The organism is Streptomyces rubradiris, assembly GCF_016860525.1.
In the GTDB taxonomy this organism is placed as follows: domain Bacteria; phylum Actinomycetota; class Actinomycetes; order Streptomycetales; family Streptomycetaceae; genus Streptomyces; species Streptomyces rubradiris.
Genome location: NZ_BNEA01000001.1, coordinates 576,482 through 594,606, shown reverse-complemented (window position 1 = coordinate 594,606; position 18,125 = coordinate 576,482). Strand labels below are relative to the sequence as shown.

Sequence of the window (18,125 nt, the reverse complement as noted above, 5' to 3'; positions counted from 1 at the left end):
CGCCGGCCCCGCCCAGGAAGGACACACCTCTGTGCCCCTCGTGCCCACCGGCGAGCTGGTCACCCGGGCCGCAGCGGCCCGCGCCGCCGTCGCCGCGTTCAACGTCATCACCCTGGAACACATCGAGGCCGTCATCACCGGCGCCGAGGCGGCCGGTTCACCCGTCGTCCTCCAAGTCAGCGAGAACGCCGTGAAGTTCCGCTACGGACGGCTCCTGCCGCTGGCCCGCGCCGCCGTCACCGCCGCCGAACGGGCCGCCGTACCCGTCGGGTTGCACCTGGACCACGTACAGAGCGACGACCTGCTCCGCCAGGCAGCGGACGCCGGGTTCGGCTCGGTCATGTACGACGCGGCCCGCCTGTCCTACGCCGACAACCTCGCCGCGACCCGGGCCGCCGCCGACTGGGCGCACGCCCAAGGGCTGTGGATCGAGGCCGAGTTGGGGGAGATCGGCGGAAAGGACGGCCGGCCCCCGCTGGACGCCCACGCGCCCGGCGCGCGCACCGACCCGGACCGGGCGCGGGACTTCGTCGCCGGCACCGGCGTCGACGCCCTGGCCGTCGCCATCGGCAGCGCGCACGCCATGACCAGCCGCACCGCCGTCCTCGACCACGCCCTGCTCACCCGGCTGTCCGCCGCGCTGGACGTGCCGCTCGTCCTGCACGGCTCCAGCGGCGTGCCGGACGGGCAACTGGTCGCGGCGGTCGGCGAAGGCATCGCCAAGGTCAACGTCGGCACCGCGCTCAACGTGGCCATGACCGGCGCGATCAGGGACTTCCTCGCCGCCCGCCCCGAGGCCGTCGACTCCCGCGCCTACCTCGGCGTGGGCCGGGAGGCGATGGCCCGCGAAGTGCGCCGCATCATCGGGGTCCTGTCCCGGACCGACGGCCACTGACCGGCACCGGCCGGGAACCGCGCCACCGGCCGGGCCGGGCGGCGTGGTCCCCGGCCGGACCGCCTAACCCTTCTTGACCGCCCGCAGCACCACGAACTTCGGGTCCGACGCCACCGTCTCGCTGTTGCCGAACAACCGCTTCAGCTTCAGGTGGTAGCCGAGGTGCCGGTTGCCGATCACCCACAGCTCACCGCCCGGCCGCAGGGCGCGCTTCGCCCCGGTGAACATCCGCCAGGCCGTCGCGTCCGTGGTCGCCTGATGGGAGTGGAACGGCGGGTTGTTCAGCACCAGGTCCACACTGCCCGAGGCGACCCCGGCCAGCCCGTCCCCGACCCGGAACTCGGCGTGCCCCGGCACCCCGTTCGCCTTGTACGTGGCCTCCGCCGAGGCCACCGCCTGGAAGGACTCGTCCACGAACAGCACCTCGGCCGTCGGATCGGCCAGCGCCACCGCCGTACCCACCACGCCGTTGCCGCAGCCGAGGTCCACCACCCGTCCCGCGCCGGGACCGGGCAGGTGCCGCAGGAAGAAGCGGGTGCCGATGTCCAGCCGGTCGGCACAGAAGACACCCGCGTGGTTGACCACCGGGCGCCCGGACACCGCACCGACACCGTCCGGCAGGGCGTAGGCGTACGGCCACGGGTTCGCGGGCCGCTCCAGCGCGGGATCGGGGGTGCAGAAGATCAGCCGGGCCTTCTGCCGGGCCAGCGAGGTCCGGGTCGGCCCGAGGATCCGCTCGAACAGCCGGAGCGTCGAGGTGTGGATCTCCTTCACCATGCCGGTGCCGATCACCACCGTGTCCGCGTGCACGGCCGGCGCCAGCCGCAGCAACTGGTCCTCCAGCAGCGCCAGGCTCTTGGGCACCCGCACCAGCAGCACGTCCACCCGCTCCGGAGGCGGGTCCTGCGTGGTGAGCAGCGCCACGGCGCCCGGCTCCACACCGGCCCGCGCCAGATTCGCCCGGGTCGCCTCCTGACCGAGGAAGGAGTCGGTGATCTGCGTCGGCCGGTGCCCGGCCAGCGCGGTGACCAGCGCGCCCCAGCGGTCCCCGACCACCACGACCGTGCCGGTGAGCGGCACCTCCTCCTCGGCGAGATGGCGCAGCAGGTACGCGTCGGAGGCGTCCCAGGCACGCAGCCGGTCGCGCGGATCCTCGGGGAAGCGGGTCAGCTCGACCTCGCCCCACGGTGTCGTCATACGGTCGCTCATCGTGCGTCCAGGCTAGCCGAGCCGCAGCTCAGGGCCCGTGGGGCAGGATGGGGGCATGGAGGACGAGCTCTTCCCGAGGGAGCGCGCACGGGTCGCGCCGGGCGCCGTGCACGTCCCGGACTGGCTGGCACCCGCACGGCAGCGCGCCCTGCTCGCCGCCTGCCGGGACTGGGCCCGGCCCCCCGCCGGGCTGCGCACGGTCCGCACCCCGGGCGGCGGCACGATGACCGCCCGCCAGGTCTGCCTGGGCTGGCACTGGTACCCGTACGCCTACGCCCGCACCGCCGTGGACGGCGACGGCGCCCCCGTCAAGCCGTTCCCGGACTGGCTCGGCGAGCTGGGCCGCCGCGCGGTGACCGACGCGCTCGGCCCGGACGCCGTACCGGCCGCGCCGTACGACATCGCGCTGATCAACTTCTACGACGCCGACGCCCGCATGGGCATGCACCGCGACGCCGACGAGCGGGCGGACGCGCCGGTGGTCTCCCTCAGCCTCGGCGACACCTGCGTGTTCCGCTTCGGCAACACCGCCACGCGCGGCCGGCCGTACACCGACGTGGAGCTGCGCGGCGGCGACCTGTTCGTCTTCGGCGGCCCCTCCCGGCTCGCCTACCACGGAGTGCCGCGCGTCCACCCGGGCACGGCCCCGGACTGGCTGGGCCTCTCCGGCCGGCTGAACATCACCTTGCGGGTGAGCGGCCGGTAGCCGACGGCACCGGTCACCCCGGCCGCGGATCATGGGAGACTCGCCCTCATGAACGGCAAGGCGGATCCCCGGACAGCGGGGGAGAGGACCACCTCGAGGGCGCGGCTGGACCGGGGGCGCGGCGCCCTCGGACCCGCGCTGGAGCTGGTGCACACCGGACGGGCGCCGACCCGGGCCGTGCTCACCGCCGAACTCGGCGTCACCCGGGCGACGGCCGGCGCGGTGGCCGCCGAACTGGAGGCGCTCGGCCTGATCCGGGTGGACGCCCGGCCCGGCTCCGCGGCCGGCTCGCAGGGCCGGCCCTCGCACCGGCTGGAGGTCGCCGAGGACGGGCCGGTGGCCCTCGCGGCACAGATCCACGCCGACGGCTTCCGGGCCGCGCTGGTCGGACTCGGCGGACGGATCGTGGCGACCGCGCCCGGCTGCGAGACCGTCGACGCCGACCCGGCCAAGGTGCTCGCCAGCGTCGTGGAGGCGGGCGCCGAACTGCTGCACCGGACCGGCCGGCGCTGTGTCGGCGCCGGACTCGCCGTGCCGTCCGCCGTCGCCGAACCCGACGGCCTGGCCCTCAACCCGCTGCACCTGGCCTGGCCCGTCGGCGCGCCCGTCCGGCGGATCTTCGCGGAGTGCGTGCGCGCCGCCGGCCTCGACGGGCCCGCCTTCACGGGCAACGACGTCAACCTGGTCGCGCTCGCCGAGCACCGGCACGGCGCCGGGCGGGGCGCGCGGGACCTGCTGTGCGTGGCGACCGGGCACCGCGGGGTCGGCGGCGCGCTCGTGCTGGACGGCCGGCTGCACACCGGCAGCTCGGGCCTCGCGCTGGAGGTCGGCCATCTCACGGTCAACCCGGAGGGCCGCCCCTGCCACTGCGGCGGCCGCGGCTGCCTGGACGTGGAGGCCGACCCGCTGGCCCTGCTGGTGGAGGCCGGCCGCGCACCCGGCCCCGAGCTGTCGCTGCTGCGGCAGGCCGACGACCTGCTGCGCACCCGGTACGACGACCCGGCCGTCCGCAGGGCGGCCGAAGCCCTCATCGACCGCCTCGGCCTCGGCCTGGCCGGCCTGGTCAACATCCTCAACCCGGACCGCATCGTCCTCGGCGGTCTGCACCGCACCCTGCTGGCGGCCGATCCGGACCGGCTGCGCGCGGTGGTCGCGGACCGCAGCCTGTGGGGCCAGAGCGGCGGCGTGCCCATCCTGCCGTGCACCCTGGACCACAGCAGCCTGGTCGGCGCCGCGGAACTGGCCTGGCAGCCGGTCCTGGACGACCCGTTGACGGCACTGGCCGGGACCACGGGCTGACCCCGGGCGAACCGGACCGTCAGTAGGTCACGCCGGACCGTCAGCAGGTCACACCGTCAGTACGTCACCGTGATCCGGCGCGCCGGGCCGTCCACACGGACGTGTCCGCCGCAGGGGATCACCAGTTGCGGATCGGTGTGCCCGAAGTCCACATCGAAGACGGCCATGGTGTGCGGGGCATATACGTCCAGGGCGCGGAGCACCGCCTCACGCTGCTCGGTGGCGTAACGCCGCCTGGCGTCCGCGTCGTTCGGCCGTTCGAAGGACCACGCCTTGGCGCGGGCCATCAGCAGCGCGGGGAAGCGTTCCAGCAGGCCGCGTTCCCCCATGTTGCGCAGGATGCGGAAGACTTCGGTGGCGCTCGGCAATTCCTCCGAGGTCTCCAGGAACAGCACGCCGCCGTCGTAGGCCGCCGGGTCGCGTTCGATCTCGCGGTCGGCCATCAGCAGCCACGACAGGATCTCCAGGTTGCCGCCCCAGGCGCGCCCCTCCACGAGCCGCTCGGGCCGGTGCCAGATCCAGCCGCCGGCCGGCTGGGAGTCCGGTTCGGCGTCGAACGTGGCCGGATCGGCCCAGTCGCGGTCGGTGTCGCGGTAGCGCCCGGCCGGGCGCAGTTCGTACGGGCCCGAGGTGAACAGGGCCGCGCGCAGCGAGTCGGCCGTCATCGGGTGCGGCGCGCACGGGCGGCCCAGCTCGGTCATCACACAGGCGCCGTGGTAGCCGACGATGCCCAGGTTGCGCAGAAACAGCAGCAGATTGGTGTTGTCGCTGAAGCCGAAGAACGGCTTGGGGTGGGCGCGGATCAGCTCACGGTCCAGGTGGGGCAGCACGGTGATCTGGTCGTCCCCGCCGATGGCGGCCATCACCGCCTTGACCGTCGGATCGGCGAACGCGGCGTGGATGTCGGCGGCGCGCTCCCGCGGGGAAGCGCCCATGGTGCGAGTGGTGGGGTACTCCACCGGTTCCAGGCCGAAGTCCTCCCGCAGCCGTTTCAGCCCCAGCTCGTACGGAAGCGGCAGGATGCCCGGCAGACCGGCGCCGGGCGAGAGGATCGCTATCCGGTCGCCGGGCACGGGCTTGGGCGGATACACGGGTGTGATCATGCCGGCCAGGTTAGGGACCCGCCGGGCCTTGATCACCCGGTTTTGCCCGCCGGGAACACGCTCATTTCCACTCGGCCCCGAACGCCTGACCCGGATGCTCCCCGAGCATCCGCTCCACCAGCCCCGCACCCACCTCCGCCGCCAGCCGCCGTCGCACCCGGCGCAGCAGATACGGCATCCCGGGCCCGCCGTCGACCGAGCGGGCCCCGGCCGTCACCGTGTCCCCGCCGAGCAGCAGCCGGTCCCCGAACCCCGCCTCCGCCAAGGACCGTACCGCCTCCGGCATCCGCCAGTCGGTGGCGTGGTGGGCGCGCGACGGCCCGTCGAAGGCCAGCCAGCAGCCCGACGCGGCCGCCTGCCGGTGCACCACCGGGTCGGGGGAGCGGTTCAGATGCCCCAGGATCACCCGCTCCCCGGGCACCCCCAACTTCCCGCACAGCAGGTCCAGTACGTCCAGCGCGCCGGTGCCCAGCTCCAGGTGCACGGCGATGGGCGCGCCGGTGGCGTGGTGCGCCTCGGCCGCCGCCGTCATGGTCCGGCGGGCGTGCGCGTCGAGCCCGTGGAAGCCGCCGGCCACCTTGATCAGCCCGGCCCGCACGCCGGTCGTGCCGATGCCCTCGGTCAGCTCGGTCACGAACAGTTCGGCGAGCCGGCCTCCGCTCAGCTCCTTGAGTACCTCCGGGGCGTAGTGCGCCGCCTGGTGCAGTCCGGTGGCGCAGATGATCCGCACCCCGGTCGCCCGGGACAGCGCCGGCAGGTCCGCCGCCCGCCGGCCCATGCCGTACGGCGTCCACTGCGCGACGGCCGCGCCGCCCGCCGCGCGGAAGGCCGCCAGCTCGGCCCGCGCGGCCGGGACGTCGTCCAGTTCCTGCCCGGACAACCGCGGGCTGCGCAGGAAGAGATGGTCGTGCGCGTCGCACACGCCCAGCTCGTCGGGGCGGAGGTCGCCGAGGACCGTACGGACGGCGGTCACCACTGCCGTCCGCGCGGGAGCCGGTCCCGTCCGGGCGCGGACAGGTGCAGCACCTCGAAGAGGTCCCCGTCCGCCTTGGGGCCGTCGTGCTCCCAGAGGGAGAAGTGCACGACCTCCCAGGCGCGCGTGTCCACGGCCGCCGCCGCGAGCACCGCGCCGTCCTCGGCCGCCAGCCTCCCCGTCTCGGCCACCGCGTCCGCCATGTACGACGCCAACTCCACGCCTTCGGGCACCGGTTGGCGCCGCCGCACGGCGTACGCCGGCGCGGAGGCGGTCGCGGTGCCCTCCTCGAAGGCCAGGCCGGTCCACTGCCGGATCGCCGGCCGGCCGAAGTCGTCGACCGGCCCCTGGAAGGCCCCGCCCCACAGGAACCTGTTCATGCCCTCCATGGTGTTCCACAGGTAGAACGGCCCGTACTGGTTCACCGGCGAGCCGTTCACCCCGCGCTCGCGCATCACATACGTCTTGATGCCCAGGCCGTCCCAGTCGTCCAGCACATGTCCGACGCGGGCGACCCGGGAGCGGACGAGCCCCGTGTCGTAGTCGGCGGGCAGGGTGAACTCGTACTGCATCGCGTGCACTTCGTGCTTCCCTTCTCAGGCGGGGTAGCCGGACACGTGCGCGTGCCACTCGGCCGTGGTGCCGTCCTCGGCGGCCTCCACGACCGCGAGATGGGTCATGAAGGTGCGGGGCCCGGCGCCGTGCCAGTGCCGCTCGCCCGGCTCGATCCACACGGTGTCGCCCGCGCGGATCTCCTCCACCTCGCCGCCCGTACGTCCCACCAGGCCCTCGCCCTCCAGGACGTGCAGCACCTGCCCGTGCGGATGTGTGTGCCAGGCCGTGTGCGCGCCCGGTGCGAAGTGGACGTTGAACATGCGCAGCCGGGACGGGGCGGCGGGGGCGGCTATCTCGTCCAGCCAGACCGCGCCGGTGAAGTTGTCCGCCGGGCCCTGCCGGGTGTCGGGCCGGCGCCTGGTGATGTGCACGTGACTCGGTTCTCCTGTCGGGGTGTTCGGGAAGGCGGGAAGTCCGGTGAGCCCGGAGAGTCCGGTGGCTTCGGGAAGCCGGGCGGGCTCGGGGATTCGGGGGGTTCGGCGGGCCCGGGGGTTCGGGGAGTCCGGCGGGCCCGGGAGTTTCAGTGGTTGCCGTGAGTCCGGGGCGCGAGCAGTGCGAGCAGGCCGCGCACGCCGGCGTCGAAGGCGGCGGGGGAGCCGGAGGCGCGGGCGAGCACATAGCCGCCCTGCACGGTCGCGAGCACGGCCGCGCCGATCTCCGCGCCGTCCAGCTCGGGCGCGAACTGCCCCTGCCGCTTGCCCTCTTCGACGAGTTCGGCGATCCGGTCCCGGATCGCGGCGATCGTCTCGTCCACCGGCGCGCGCAGTTCGTCGCTCGCGATCACGTCCGGATCCATGGTCAGCCGGCCGACCGGGCAGCCCCGCAGCACATCGCGCTCGCGCAGCAGGTACGCCTCGATCCGCTCGTACGGCGTGCCCGGCCCGCCGAGCAGGGCCTCGGCGGTGGCCCGCAGTTCGGCGGCGGTACGCCGGATCGCTGCCAGGGCGAGATCCGGCTTGCCCTTGAAGTGGTGGTACATGCTGCCCTGGCCCGCTCCCGAGCGCTCCAGGATCGCCTTGGGGCTCGTGCCCACGTACCCGCGCTCCCACAGCAGCTCACGGGTGGACTCGATCAGTCGTTCCGAGGTGCTCATGCGAGCACTTTACATACTAGTAGTTACAGTTCGCCAGTCCGTTCCCGGTCCGCCGATCCGTTCCCCGTCCGTCAGTCCGTTCCCTCAGGTGCCCGGCGGACGCGGCGGGAGCGCCCGGGCCCAAGGAGTCCGGGGCGCTCCCGCCGCATCACCGTCCGCCGTAGCCGGCCGCTCCGCCCGGCGCCGCGCCACCGTCGGCCCCCGCGCTCGCCACCGCGGCAGCCACGGGGGTGGCCACGGGGGCCGCGGCCGCCGCCACCTCCATCGGGACGGCGGGACCGCCTCCCGCCGCAGTCCCGACCCCCGGCGGAGCAGAGATCCCGCCCGCGACCGCCGCCGTGGCGGGTGCAGGGGCCGGCCGGGACGTTTCCTGGGGCGGTCGCGCGGGATGGCCGTGGGCCGCCGCCGTGGCCGGCAGCGTGAACCACACGACCTTGCCGTTCTCCCCGTCCGGCCGCGCGCCCCAGCTCTCGCTCACCGCGGCCACCATCGCCAGCCCCCGCCCGCAGGTGGCCAGCGGGATGGCGTCCGCCGGGTCCGTGGCGTCGGCCGGCACCGGAAGACGCGGGTCGTGGTCGCGCACCGAGACCGTGAGCCGGTCAGGCAGCAACTCCAGCTCCACGGTGCACGACTTGTCGGGCCTGGCGTGCCGGTGGACGTTGCTCAGCAGCTCTGTCACACCGAGCGCGGCCCGGTCGATCAACGGGTCGAGATGCCAGTAGCGCAACTGCGCAGATACGATTCTGCGGACCTGGCCGATCCGCGACGGCAGGGCTTGGAGCTCCACCGTGCAGTGCCTGCTTGGATGACTGGTCACGACTGCGACTCCCCGATGTGAGGTCCGGAGGAACCGGAAGAACACGGAGAACAACGGATCCAGCAGGGTGCTTGCGTCCAAACGTCCGCCTGCTGTCGTGGCCGGCGGGCTGGTTCGCAGCGTTATCGCCGGTAAACCCAGAGTGACGTGAGACCAGCGTGACGCAGCGCACGCACTCCCGCAACTCGCCGCGACCGCGCGCCGTGCCCGGCGCGCGGCCCGGCCCGCCCGGCCGCCGCGTCCCGCTCCGCTCAGCCGCCGCGCCCCGCGGCCCGGCGGACCGCCTCGATGAACCGCCGGGCGGCGGGCGGTCCCGGCCGGCCCGGCGCCGGGTCGCGCTCGCCCAGCGTCAGCAGGTACCGCGTGCCGTTCAGGTCGGCCAGCGCCCGGTCGTCCGGAACGAACCACGGCTTGGAGGCGCGCACCGCCTGCACCGGCGCGCTGTCTATCTCGCTGCCGTAGCTGGTGAGCAACTGGAGCCTGCCGTCGCTGATCCGGACCTGCCCGGCCCGGGTGAGCGAACGCAGGCCCTTGCCGATGCGCACGCCTGTGGCCCTGAATTCCGGCTCGGTCATGTCGGCCCCCCTCGCGCTCTTTCCTGGGTGCGTGAATCCCTGGGTTCGTCTCGTTTCTCGTGCGCCCCCGTCCAGGACGGACCGTCCCGTCGCGTGCAGTCTGCCCCGGCCGGGCGAGGAGCACCAGTGCGCGCGGGGGCGCGTGAACGAGTCACCCGGAGCACGCCCGCCCATGCGCCCCGGCCGGGTCGCACGCCTGTGCCCCAGCCTGCCTTGGAGCGGCCCAAAGATGCGTTTATGCAGGTGGGGACGGTGTTGAAAGGCGCCTATGCTCGATCTGCCGGCCCGCGCCAGGCGCCGTCGGCGACGAGTGCAAGGAGCCCCGCCGTGAGCATCCCGCCCCAGACCACCACCGGCGCCACCCTCGACGTCGACCGCACGGACCCGGCCTACCGTGACTGGCTCAAGGAAGCCGTCCGCAAGGTCCAGGCCGACGCCAACCGCTCGGCGGACACGCACCTGCTGCGCTTCCCGCTGCCCGAGCGGTGGGGGATCGACCTGTACCTGAAGGACGAGTCCACCCACCCCACCGGCAGCCTCAAGCACCGGCTGGCCCGCTCGCTGTTCCTCTACGGCCTGTGCAACGGCTGGATCCGCCCGGGCCGCCCGGTGATCGAGGCGTCCAGCGGTTCCACGGCGGTCTCGGAGGCCTACTTCGCGAAGCTGATCGGCGTGCCCTTCATCGCCGTCATGCCGCGCACGACCAGTGCCGAGAAGTGCCGGCTCATCGAGTTCCACGGCGGGCGGTGCCACTTCGTGGACGACTCCCGGAAGATGTACGAGGAGTCAGCCCGCCTGGCGGCGGAGACCGGCGGCCACTACATGGACCAGTTCACCTACGCCGAGCGGGCCACCGACTGGCGCGGCAACAACAACATCGCCGAGTCCATCTTCCGCCAGCTGCGCCTGGAGCGGTTCCCGGAGCCGGCCTGGATCGTGGCCACGGCGGGCACCGGCGGCACCTCCGCGACCCTGGCCCGCTACGTCCACTACATGCAGTACGACACCCGGATCTGTGTCGCCGACCCGGACAACTCCTGCTTCTTCGAGGGCTGGACCACCGGCGACCCGGACGTCACCTGCGACTGCGGCTCCCGGATCGAGGGCATCGGCAGGCCCCGAGTGGAGCCCAGCTTCGTGCCCGGCGCGATCGACCGGATGATGAAGGTCCCGGACGCGGCGAGCGTCGCCGCGGTACGGGCGCTGGAGGGTGCCATCGGCCGCAAGGCGGGCGGCTCCACGGGCACCGGGCTGTGGAGCGCGCTGAAGATCGTCGCGGAGATGGTGGCCGAGGGCCGTACCGGCAGTGTCGTCACCCTGCTGTGCGACCCGGGGGACCGGTACCTCGACAAGTACTACTCGGACGCGTGGCTCGCGGCCCAGGGCCTGGACATCGCGCCGTACACGGCGGCGATCGGCTCGTTCCTGGCGACGGGGGTGTGGCCGGACTGACGGCGCGCCTCCGCCGTCCGGTGAGGGTCAGCGCGTCGCCAGCCGCCGGTCCAAGGCCCGCACCGCGTCCCGGAAGGACCGCCCCAGGCCCGGCCGGGCGAGCCCGAGGAGGAGCCGGAACGGCGCGGGTCCGTCGGCGGCGAAGGTCCACCGCACACGGGTGCCGGTGCCATGGGGAGCCAGCCGCCATTCCTCGACCAGGGCCCGGGCGCCCGGCGCGTTGGTGACATCGACGCGGTAGGCGTACACCTCCGGTTCCCGCGCCACGAGCACCGTCTCCTCGAACCGCGTCCCGCCCCTGAGCCGGATCTGCCGTCCGGCGCCGCCGTCGGTGGCCCGGGCGGACGTCACCGCCGAGAACCACCGCGGCCAGCCGGAGACGTCCGCGGCGAGCGCGTGGAAGACCTGTTCCGGGGCGGCGGACATCTCCCGGTCGAAGACCAGCCGTACGGGCGCGGTCCCGACGAAGTCGACACCCACCGGACGCAGACGACGAGCCATGGGCACGAACCCCCTTGTGCCGCCCCGTGCGGCGGTCGACCGGCCAAGGCCAGCACACGATAGCCGAAGGCCCCCCGGATGGGGACCGTCGGGCAGGACCCGTAAGGCGGAACCAGTACGGGGAGACCCCTGAGGCAGGACCCCGTGAGGGAGAACCCGTAGGGCAGGGGATGTCAGGCCTCCACGGCCTCTTCCTCCGGCTCGCCCGCCACGATCACCCGCAGGTGCTCGGAGATCTCCGCGCGCGCCTCGGCGGGCAGGCCCGCGTCGGTCACCAGCGTGTCCACCTGGTCCAGCGTGGCGAAGGAACTCAGGCCCACCGTGCCCCACTTGGTGTGGTCGGCGACCACCACGACCCGGCGCGCGGAGTGCACCAGACGCCGGTTGGTCTCGGCCTCCGCGAGATTCGGCGTGGACAGCCCCGCTTCCAGCGATATGCCGTGCACACCGAGGAACAGCAGATCGAAGTGGAGCGCGGCGATCGCCTGGTCGGCCACCGGTCCCACCAGCGAGTCCGACGGGGTGCGCACCCCGCCGGTCAGCACCACCGTGGCCGCCCCCTGCCGCTGCCCCGAGGTGCGCTGCGCGACGTGGAAGACGTCCGCGACCCGCACCGAGTTCGTCACCACGGTCAGGTCGGGCACCTCCAGCAGCTGCCGGGCGAGCGCGTAGGTCGTCGTACCGCCGGACAGGGCGATCGCCGCCCCCGGGCCCACCAGCCGGGCCGCAGCCCGCGCGATGTCCTCCTTGGCGGTCGGCTCCAGCCCCGACTTCGCCTCGAACCCCGGCTCGTGCGTGCTGGCCTCGACCACCGGCACCGCGCCGCCGTGCACCTTCTCCAGCATCCCCTGGCGGGCGAGCGCGTCCAGGTCGCGGCGCACGGTCATGTCCGAGACGCCGAGCTTGCGGGTCAGCTCGTTGACCCGTACCCCGCCGCGACGCCGGACCTCGTCCAGGATCAGGGCGCGGCGCTGCTCCGCGAGGAGGTTCTGATTCTCGCTCACGTACGCTCCGGTCCTTTCGCCGCCAACCGTCCGACACGCCCGGCGCACCGGCTGCGACCTGGACTTCCGTCCCTTCGGGCAGTGCGCGGGCGTCCCATCTTTTCACGGGGCGGCTCCGGCCGCGCCACCACCTCCGGGGCGTCCGCGCGCCCCGGTTCGGGGAGATTCGGTGACGAGAGGTGTGTACGGCGGCCGGACCGGCCATCCTGGAGCGCGCACGACACAGACGTCAGGGCGTCACGGGGGATGTGCGAGACGATGGAACGCGCGCAGGACCGGTCCGCGGAGCAGACGGATGAGCGGTACGAGGGCCCGGCACCGGATCGGTACGACGACCGGACCCCAGGGGGACCTCCCTCAGGGGACTACGAGGACCGCGCGGCGCGACGGCCGGCGGAGCCGGAGACCGACCTGGAGCTGCTGGTGCACGGGGTCGGCGGGACCACGCCCGAGCAGATGCTCGGCGATCCGCGCACGGTCCGGGTCTCCGGCGACGACACGGCCGCCGTCTTCCGGCGCGCCGAGGACGTCGAGGACAGAGGGGAGGCGGGTTCCGCCCCGGCCGGCCGGGACCCGCGCGGCGAGCCGGTCCGGGAGGCGTACGTCTGGTGCAACCTCACCTCCGGCGACGGCAGCCGCGCCCTGTGGCTGTTGCTGCTGCCGTTCATGGTCGTCAACCTCGCCCACTGGATGCGCCCGGCCGCGACCGGCCGGCAACGCACCGTGCGGCTCTACGGCCTCCTGGTCCGGCTGACCGCCCTCACCCTGACGGTGCTCCTGGTCGCCGCCGTCTGCGAGGTCGCCCTGGACCTGGTGGCCTGGCAGTGCGCCAGCGCCCCCGCGTGTGTACGCCGCCACTCCTGGCTCGGCTTCCTGGCTCCCGCGGCCCCCGGGGCGCCCGCCGGGGCCGGCGGATGGTGGAGCGCGCCCGGCCGCAGGCTGGCCCTGGCCGCCGCGGTGCCGGCCGCGCTGACCGGCCTGCTGTGGTACCTCTCCCACCGCACCTGGAGCGCCTACGAGTCCCACCGGCCGTTGTCCCCGGACGACGAGCCGGACGCCGACGCCGCAGCGCCGCAAGCCGACGTCACCGAGCCGGACCCGCGGGGCAGCGCGCTGGCCCGGCCCGGCTTCTGGTACGGGCGCCGGCTGGTCGCCCGGCTGCGCGCGGCGCACACCGCGGCCGGTCTGCTCACGGTGACCGCGGCCGTCACCGTCCCGGCCGCCCGCTTCGACCGCCGGCCCGGCGGCCCCGGGGTCCTGGACATCCTCGGCTGGACCCTGATCGCCGCCCTGGCCGCGGGGGCGGTCACGGTGGCCGTGGTGGTCTGCCGCCGGGGCCGCAGCGAGCGCCGTCTCGACCGGCGTCTCGACCGGCATCTGGACCGCTGCCTGCCGCTCGGCGCGCTCGCCCTGCTGTTGCTCGCCCTGCTGTACGCCGGCTGGTCCCGGCCCGGCTGGCAGTCCACCGGGCGGCTGCCGGGAGCCTGGGCCTTCGGCGTCCTCATGCTGGCCCAGGGCCTGGTCATCGTCGCCCTCGCGGTCGTGGCCCGGGTCCTGTACCGGCGCCGGCCCGACCCGCGCACCGGGATGCGGGGCCTCGGCGGGCCCGCCGTCGCCCTGCTCGCCTGCGCACTGGGCGGAGTGATCTCCGGCGGGGTCGCCCAGCGCGTCGCCGACTGGCTGGACGGCACCCGTTCCCTGCTCGCCGGTCCGCCGGCACTGCTGACCTGGCAGGCCTCCGTCATCCCGCCGCTCCTCGCGGTGCTGCTGCTCCTGGCCGCCGCCCTCGCGGTGCGCACCGCGAGGCTCGCCCGCGCCGAACGCGCCCGCGTGCCCGGCGAGTATCCCGGCGAACCCGAGGACCCGCCCCGCACCCGTGCCATCGCGCACGCCCGTGCCATGGCCACCCTGACCGACAGCGTCCCGCTCGTCGTCGCCGTCCTCACCGCCGCCACCCTGCTGCTGGGCGCGGTGGCACTGGCCGGCGCCGCGGCCACCGGGAAGACACCCGACGGGGCGGCCCAGCGCACCCCGCACCTCCTCCAGGCCGTCGCCGAGACCTCCCAGGCGCTGGGCTCCTGGCTGGTCGGCCTCGGCTTCGTGCTCTTCGTGACCTGGGGCAGGCGCGCCTACAAGGACGCCTCGGCCCGGCGCACCATCGGCATCCTGTGGGACGTCGGCACGTTCTGGCCGCGCGCCGCCCACCCCTTCGCCCCGCCCTGCTACGCCGAGCGCGCCGTGCCCGACCTGACCTGGCGCATGGTCACCTGGACCCGGCGCACCGGCGGCCGGCTGGTGCTGTCCGGGCACTCCCAGGGCAGCGTCCTCGCCGCCGCGGCGGCCTGGCAGCTCCCGCCCTCGGTCCGCACCCGGGTCGCCCTGCTCACCTACGGCTCCCCGCTGGAGCGCCTCTACGGCCGCTGGTTCCCGGCCCACTTCGGCCCGCCGGCCCTCGCCGCGCTGCACCGCGACATCGCCTGCTGGCGCAACCTCTACCGCCGTACCGACCCCATCGGCGGCCCGGTCCGCGTTCCCGCCGGCACCTCCGGCACCGCCCCGGAAGTCGACCACGAGCCGCTGCCGGACCCCCGCGCCTACGGCCGCACCCTCGACCACCCGCTCCCGGCCCCGATCCTCGGCCACTCCGGCTACCCGTCGGACCCCGCCTTCACCCGCGAACGGGCGCGCCTGCTGACCCGCCTCCTGCCCGGCCTCCCGGCCCAGCGCCCGGACCCGGTCCGCCCGGACCCGGTCCGCCCGGACCCTTCCTGACCGACCTCACTAATCAAGTTTGATCACCGGCGTGGAGAGGTGTACTCTCCGTGCGTCTCGGCTAGTCAAACTTGATTAGCTGGCGTTCCGTCACCGTCGAAGGAGCCCGCATGACCTTCCTGCCTGACACCGGATACACCCCGACCGCCGAGGACCGCGCGAGCCTGGACGCCTGGTTCGCCGAGTACGACGCCGCGAGCGGCCGGCGCGACGTCGGGCGCATGGCGGACATGGCGGTGTTCCCGCTCAACCTCGTCAGCGACGACTCCAAGGGCGACGGCCGCTCGGCCCAGTGGGACCGGGACCGGTTCGTCGCCACCATGACCCAGGTGATGGGCGACGGAGACCAGGACATCACCTTCGAGTCCACCCGGACGCCGGTGTTCCTGTCCTCCTCGATGGCCGTCGTCTTCACGGACTCGACCATGACCGCCGACGGCCGCACCCAGCGCCTGAGGTACGCCGACATCCTGCTCAAGCGGGACGGGAGGTGGGCCTTCCAGACCATGATCCAGTCCGGCTGGGGAGACAACCTGTAGCCCGCGGGGGCGACCGGTACGGCCGCTCACGGCAGGTCGGGCAGATCCTCCGCGTACAGCAGGGTCAGGTCGTCGGTGGTCGGGTCGGGGAGCTGGGCCACCCGGCTCGCGTGCCGCTCCACCATCGCCTCGAACGTCTGCCGGGCGGTACGGCCGTTGCCGAACGCCGGGCCCTTCGGGATCGCCGCGAAGTACGTCAGCAGCGCCTCGGACGCGCCCGGCGCCAGCCGGTACTCGTGCTCGTCCGCCTGCTGCCGCACGATCCGCAGCAGTTCCTCGGGGCCGTAGTCGCCGAAGGTGATGGTCCGGGAGAAGCGGGAGGCGACGCCCGGGTTGACGGTGAGGAAGCGCTCCATCTCCGCGGTGTACCCGGCGACGATCACCACCACCTCCTCCCGGTGGTCCTCCATCAGCTTCACCAGGGTGTCGATGGCCTCCTTGCCGAAGTCCCGCCCGGCGTCCTCCGGGGACAGCGCGTACGCCTCGTCGATGAACAGCACACCGCCACGCGCCCGTTCGAAGGCCTCCTGGGTGCGGATCGCCGTGGAGCCGATGTGCTCGCCGACCAGGTCGACCCGGGACACCTCCACCAGGTGGCCCTTCTCCAGCACGCCCAGCGCGGCGAGGATCTCGCCGTACAGCCGGGCGACCGTCGTCTTGCCGGTGCCGGGGGAGCCGGTGAAGACCAGGTGCCGCTTGACCGAGGCCGCCTTCAGCCCCGCCCGCTGCCGGCGCCGGCCCACCTCGATCATGTCGGTCAGCGCCCGCACCTCGCGCTTGACGCTCTCCAGCCCCACCAGCGCGTCGAGTTCGCCGAGCACGTCCTGCGACGTCCGCCGCGGCCCGGCCGGCTCCACGGCGGGGCCGGCCGGCTCCTGCTCCGCCGCCCGCTGCCCGGGCAGGGAGCCCAGCAGGCCCGGGGTCTGCGTCACCGTCTGCACGGCCGGCTCCCGCACCGCGGGAGTCCGGGCGGCGGCGCTCTCGTCGCTGGCGCAGTCCTCCACGACCGGCCCCGTCCCCAGGGCCGCGTCCGGCCCGCCGTCGGCGAACTCGTAACCGCCGCGCGCGCAGCGTTCGGTACGGCACTTGCGCAGTGTCGTACGGCTGCCGTCGATCACATGGAAGCCGTAGCCCCCGCTGCCGGTGACCCGGCAGTTCAGGAAGCTGCCCCGGCCGCCCGCGGAGACGTAGAAACCCGCCTCGGCGGGGGAGCCGACCGTGCAGCGCTCGATGACCGGGTCGGCGCCCTTGGTGACGATCACCCCGGTCTGGGTGTCGTCCACGGTGCAGTTGTTCAGCGTGCCGCCGCTGCCGTGGTCGCGGAACCAGGCGCCGGTGGCCGCCTCCCGGATCCGGCAGTCGTCCAGCTGCGCGGTCGCCCCGTCGCTCACCGACACGGCCGTGTTGCGCACCTGGGACAGGTCGCTGTCGACGACGTCCGCGCGGGAGCCGCGGTCCAGGACGAACAGCGCGTCCGGCACGTCGTGCACCCGGCAGGAGTCGAGCACCGCGGTGGCGCCGTCGCTCACCCACACCGCCGGATAGTCGCCGGTGCTGTCGGAGATCTCGCACTGGTTGGCGTCCACCCGCGTGCCCGGGTCCCACACCGACAGGCCGTTGCGCCCGAACCGGCGCACCGTCGTCCGGGTCAGCGTGAGGACCGAGCGGGAGCGCAGGTCGACGGCGTTCTCCGGGATGTCGTGCAGCCGGCAGTCGGCGAGCGTGAGCACCGCGTCGGTGTCCAGGGTGATGCCGTCGGCGGTGGTGCGGTGCACCTCGCAGTCGGTCAGATGCGCGGTGGCCCGCTGGGTGACCTGCACGCCCGCCCCGCGCACCTCGTACATCTCGCAGCCCACCGCCTCCAGCGCGGTGTTCTCCCCGGTCACGGTGAGGCCGGTACCGGAGGCGTGGTGCACCCGGCAGCGCTCCAGCCGCGGCCGGGCCCCGCCGCGCACGGCCACGCCCGCCTGTCCGGCCGCGACGACCTCGCAGTCCTCGAACACCCCGCCGCCCGCGTCGAGTACGGCGATGCCGACGCCGGCCGGGTTGTCGACGGTGCACCGGCGCACGGTCGGGCGGGCGCCGCCGCGCACCTCGATGCCGACGGCGGACCGGGTGACGATCCGCACGTCCGCCAGCTCGGGGGTGCCCTCCTCGACCAGCAGCGCGGGCACCGCCGCGTCCTGGCCCTCCACATGCACGTCCCGCACCACCGCCGAGGCCCGCACGGTCAGCGGCACCCCGTCCGCGGGCGCGATCCGCACCGAACCGGCCGAGCCCTCGGACCCGCGCAGCGTCACCGCCCGGTGCACGACGAGGTTCTCCCGGTAGGTGCCGGGGGCGATGGTGAGGACGTCGCCGTCGGCGGCGGCCTCCAGGGCGGCGGCCAGCGACGCGTACTCACCCGTGCGGCGCCGCCACCGCGATGTACCGGTGTGCGTCACCTGGACCGTGCCCTGTGCCATGGCGTTGCTGTGCCCCCACCTCGTCGTCCTGATGGCCCGCCGCCCGTCGGGGCGCCGCCGCTGCCGGACCGCGATCGTGCCCGGCCCGCGGGCGTGAGCGCGTGCGC

The 18,125-nt window shown here is 74.4% G+C and carries 17 protein-coding genes; 6 read left to right on the top strand and 11 right to left on the bottom strand.

Features of this window, described 5'->3' with window-relative positions:
- Positions 1-31: 31 nt before the first annotated feature.
- Positions 32-895 (top strand): class II fructose-bisphosphate aldolase, encoded by an 864-nt coding sequence (locus Srubr_RS02815; protein WP_189993332.1) that lies wholly within the window; start codon positions 32-34, stop codon positions 893-895.
- 63 nt (positions 896-958) lie between these two features.
- Here Srubr_RS02815 and Srubr_RS02810 read toward each other — a convergent pair whose 3' ends face one another.
- Positions 959-2,092: a methyltransferase gene (locus Srubr_RS02810; protein WP_189993330.1), complete on the bottom strand. Its 1,134-nt coding sequence runs from the start codon at positions 2,090-2,092 to the stop codon at positions 959-961.
- A gap of 67 nt (positions 2,093-2,159) precedes the next feature.
- Here Srubr_RS02810 and Srubr_RS02805 point away from each other — a divergent pair, with 67 nt between their 5' ends.
- Both Srubr_RS02805 and Srubr_RS02800 read left to right on the top strand, forming a co-directional pair.
- On the top strand, positions 2,160-2,810 hold the full coding sequence (locus tag Srubr_RS02805) for an alpha-ketoglutarate-dependent dioxygenase AlkB family protein (protein WP_189993329.1): 651 nt from the start codon (positions 2,160-2,162) through the stop codon (positions 2,808-2,810).
- 48 nt (positions 2,811-2,858) lie between these two features.
- Positions 2,859-4,109 carry an ROK family protein gene (locus Srubr_RS02800; RefSeq protein ID WP_189993327.1) on the top strand — a complete coding sequence of 417 codons (1,251 nt, stop codon included), beginning with the start codon at positions 2,859-2,861 and terminating at the stop codon, positions 4,107-4,109.
- 56 nt (positions 4,110-4,165) lie between these two features.
- Here the strand turns inward: Srubr_RS02800 and Srubr_RS02795 are convergent, their stop codons facing one another.
- The 7 genes from Srubr_RS02795 to Srubr_RS02765 form a co-directional block, all read right to left on the bottom strand.
- Positions 4,166-5,212, bottom strand: coding sequence for a S66 family peptidase (locus Srubr_RS02795; protein WP_189993325.1), 1,047 nt, complete (start codon positions 5,210-5,212; stop codon positions 4,166-4,168).
- 61 nt (positions 5,213-5,273) lie between these two features.
- Entirely contained in the window at positions 5,274-6,185 is a 912-nt protein-coding gene (locus Srubr_RS02790; protein WP_189993323.1) for a phosphotriesterase family protein, read from the bottom strand.
- Complete coding sequence (locus Srubr_RS02785) at positions 6,182-6,766, bottom strand: DUF4865 family protein (protein WP_189993321.1); 585 nt, start codon at positions 6,764-6,766, stop codon at positions 6,182-6,184. Before Srubr_RS02785 ends, Srubr_RS02790 begins: the two co-directional genes overlap by 4 nt.
- 15 nt (positions 6,767-6,781) lie before the next feature.
- Positions 6,782-7,171 (bottom strand): (R)-mandelonitrile lyase, encoded by a 390-nt coding sequence (locus Srubr_RS02780; protein ID WP_189993319.1) that lies wholly within the window; start codon positions 7,169-7,171, stop codon positions 6,782-6,784.
- A gap of 149 nt (positions 7,172-7,320) precedes the next feature.
- Positions 7,321-7,893, bottom strand: a complete 573-nt coding sequence (locus Srubr_RS02775; protein WP_189993317.1) for a TetR/AcrR family transcriptional regulator — start codon at positions 7,891-7,893, stop codon at positions 7,321-7,323.
- Positions 7,894-8,041: 148 nt separating this feature from the next.
- Positions 8,042-8,710, bottom strand: a complete 669-nt coding sequence (locus Srubr_RS02770) for an ATP-binding protein (protein ID WP_229926598.1) — start codon at positions 8,708-8,710, stop codon at positions 8,042-8,044.
- Positions 8,711-8,961: 251 nt separating this feature from the next.
- Positions 8,962-9,285: a hypothetical protein gene (locus tag Srubr_RS02765; protein ID WP_189993315.1), complete on the bottom strand. Its 324-nt coding sequence runs from the start codon at positions 9,283-9,285 to the stop codon at positions 8,962-8,964.
- Between the two features lie 327 nt (positions 9,286-9,612).
- Here Srubr_RS02765 and cds1 point away from each other — a divergent pair, with 327 nt between their 5' ends.
- Positions 9,613-10,737, top strand: a complete 1,125-nt coding sequence (gene cds1, locus Srubr_RS02760) for an L-cysteine desulfhydrase Cds1 (RefSeq protein ID WP_189993313.1) — start codon at positions 9,613-9,615, stop codon at positions 10,735-10,737.
- A 27-nt stretch (positions 10,738-10,764) separates the two neighbouring features.
- Here the strand turns inward: cds1 and Srubr_RS02755 are convergent, their stop codons facing one another.
- Together Srubr_RS02755 and Srubr_RS02750 are read right to left on the bottom strand one after the other, a co-directional pair.
- On the bottom strand, positions 10,765-11,238 hold the full coding sequence (locus tag Srubr_RS02755; RefSeq protein WP_189993311.1) for an SRPBCC family protein: 474 nt from the start codon (positions 11,236-11,238) through the stop codon (positions 10,765-10,767).
- A 173-nt stretch (positions 11,239-11,411) separates the two neighbouring features.
- The gene (locus Srubr_RS02750) at positions 11,412-12,242 is read right to left on the bottom strand and encodes a DeoR/GlpR family DNA-binding transcription regulator (protein WP_189993309.1); all 831 of its coding nucleotides are present in this window, start codon (positions 12,240-12,242) and stop codon (positions 11,412-11,414) included.
- 258 nt (positions 12,243-12,500) lie between these two features.
- On the opposite strand from Srubr_RS02750, the gene Srubr_RS02745 reads away from it, so the two are divergent.
- The gene (locus Srubr_RS02745; protein WP_189993307.1) at positions 12,501-15,014 is read left to right on the top strand and encodes a hypothetical protein; all 2,514 of its coding nucleotides are present in this window, start codon (positions 12,501-12,503) and stop codon (positions 15,012-15,014) included.
- A gap of 110 nt (positions 15,015-15,124) precedes the next feature.
- The gene (locus tag Srubr_RS02740; RefSeq protein ID WP_189993305.1) at positions 15,125-15,553 is read left to right on the top strand and encodes a nuclear transport factor 2 family protein; all 429 of its coding nucleotides are present in this window, start codon (positions 15,125-15,127) and stop codon (positions 15,551-15,553) included.
- A 26-nt stretch (positions 15,554-15,579) separates the two neighbouring features.
- Here Srubr_RS02740 and Srubr_RS02735 read toward each other — a convergent pair whose 3' ends face one another.
- Positions 15,580-18,018 (bottom strand): right-handed parallel beta-helix repeat-containing protein, encoded by a 2,439-nt coding sequence (locus Srubr_RS02735; protein ID WP_189993303.1) that lies wholly within the window; start codon positions 18,016-18,018, stop codon positions 15,580-15,582.
- Positions 18,019-18,125: the final 107 nt, after the last annotated feature.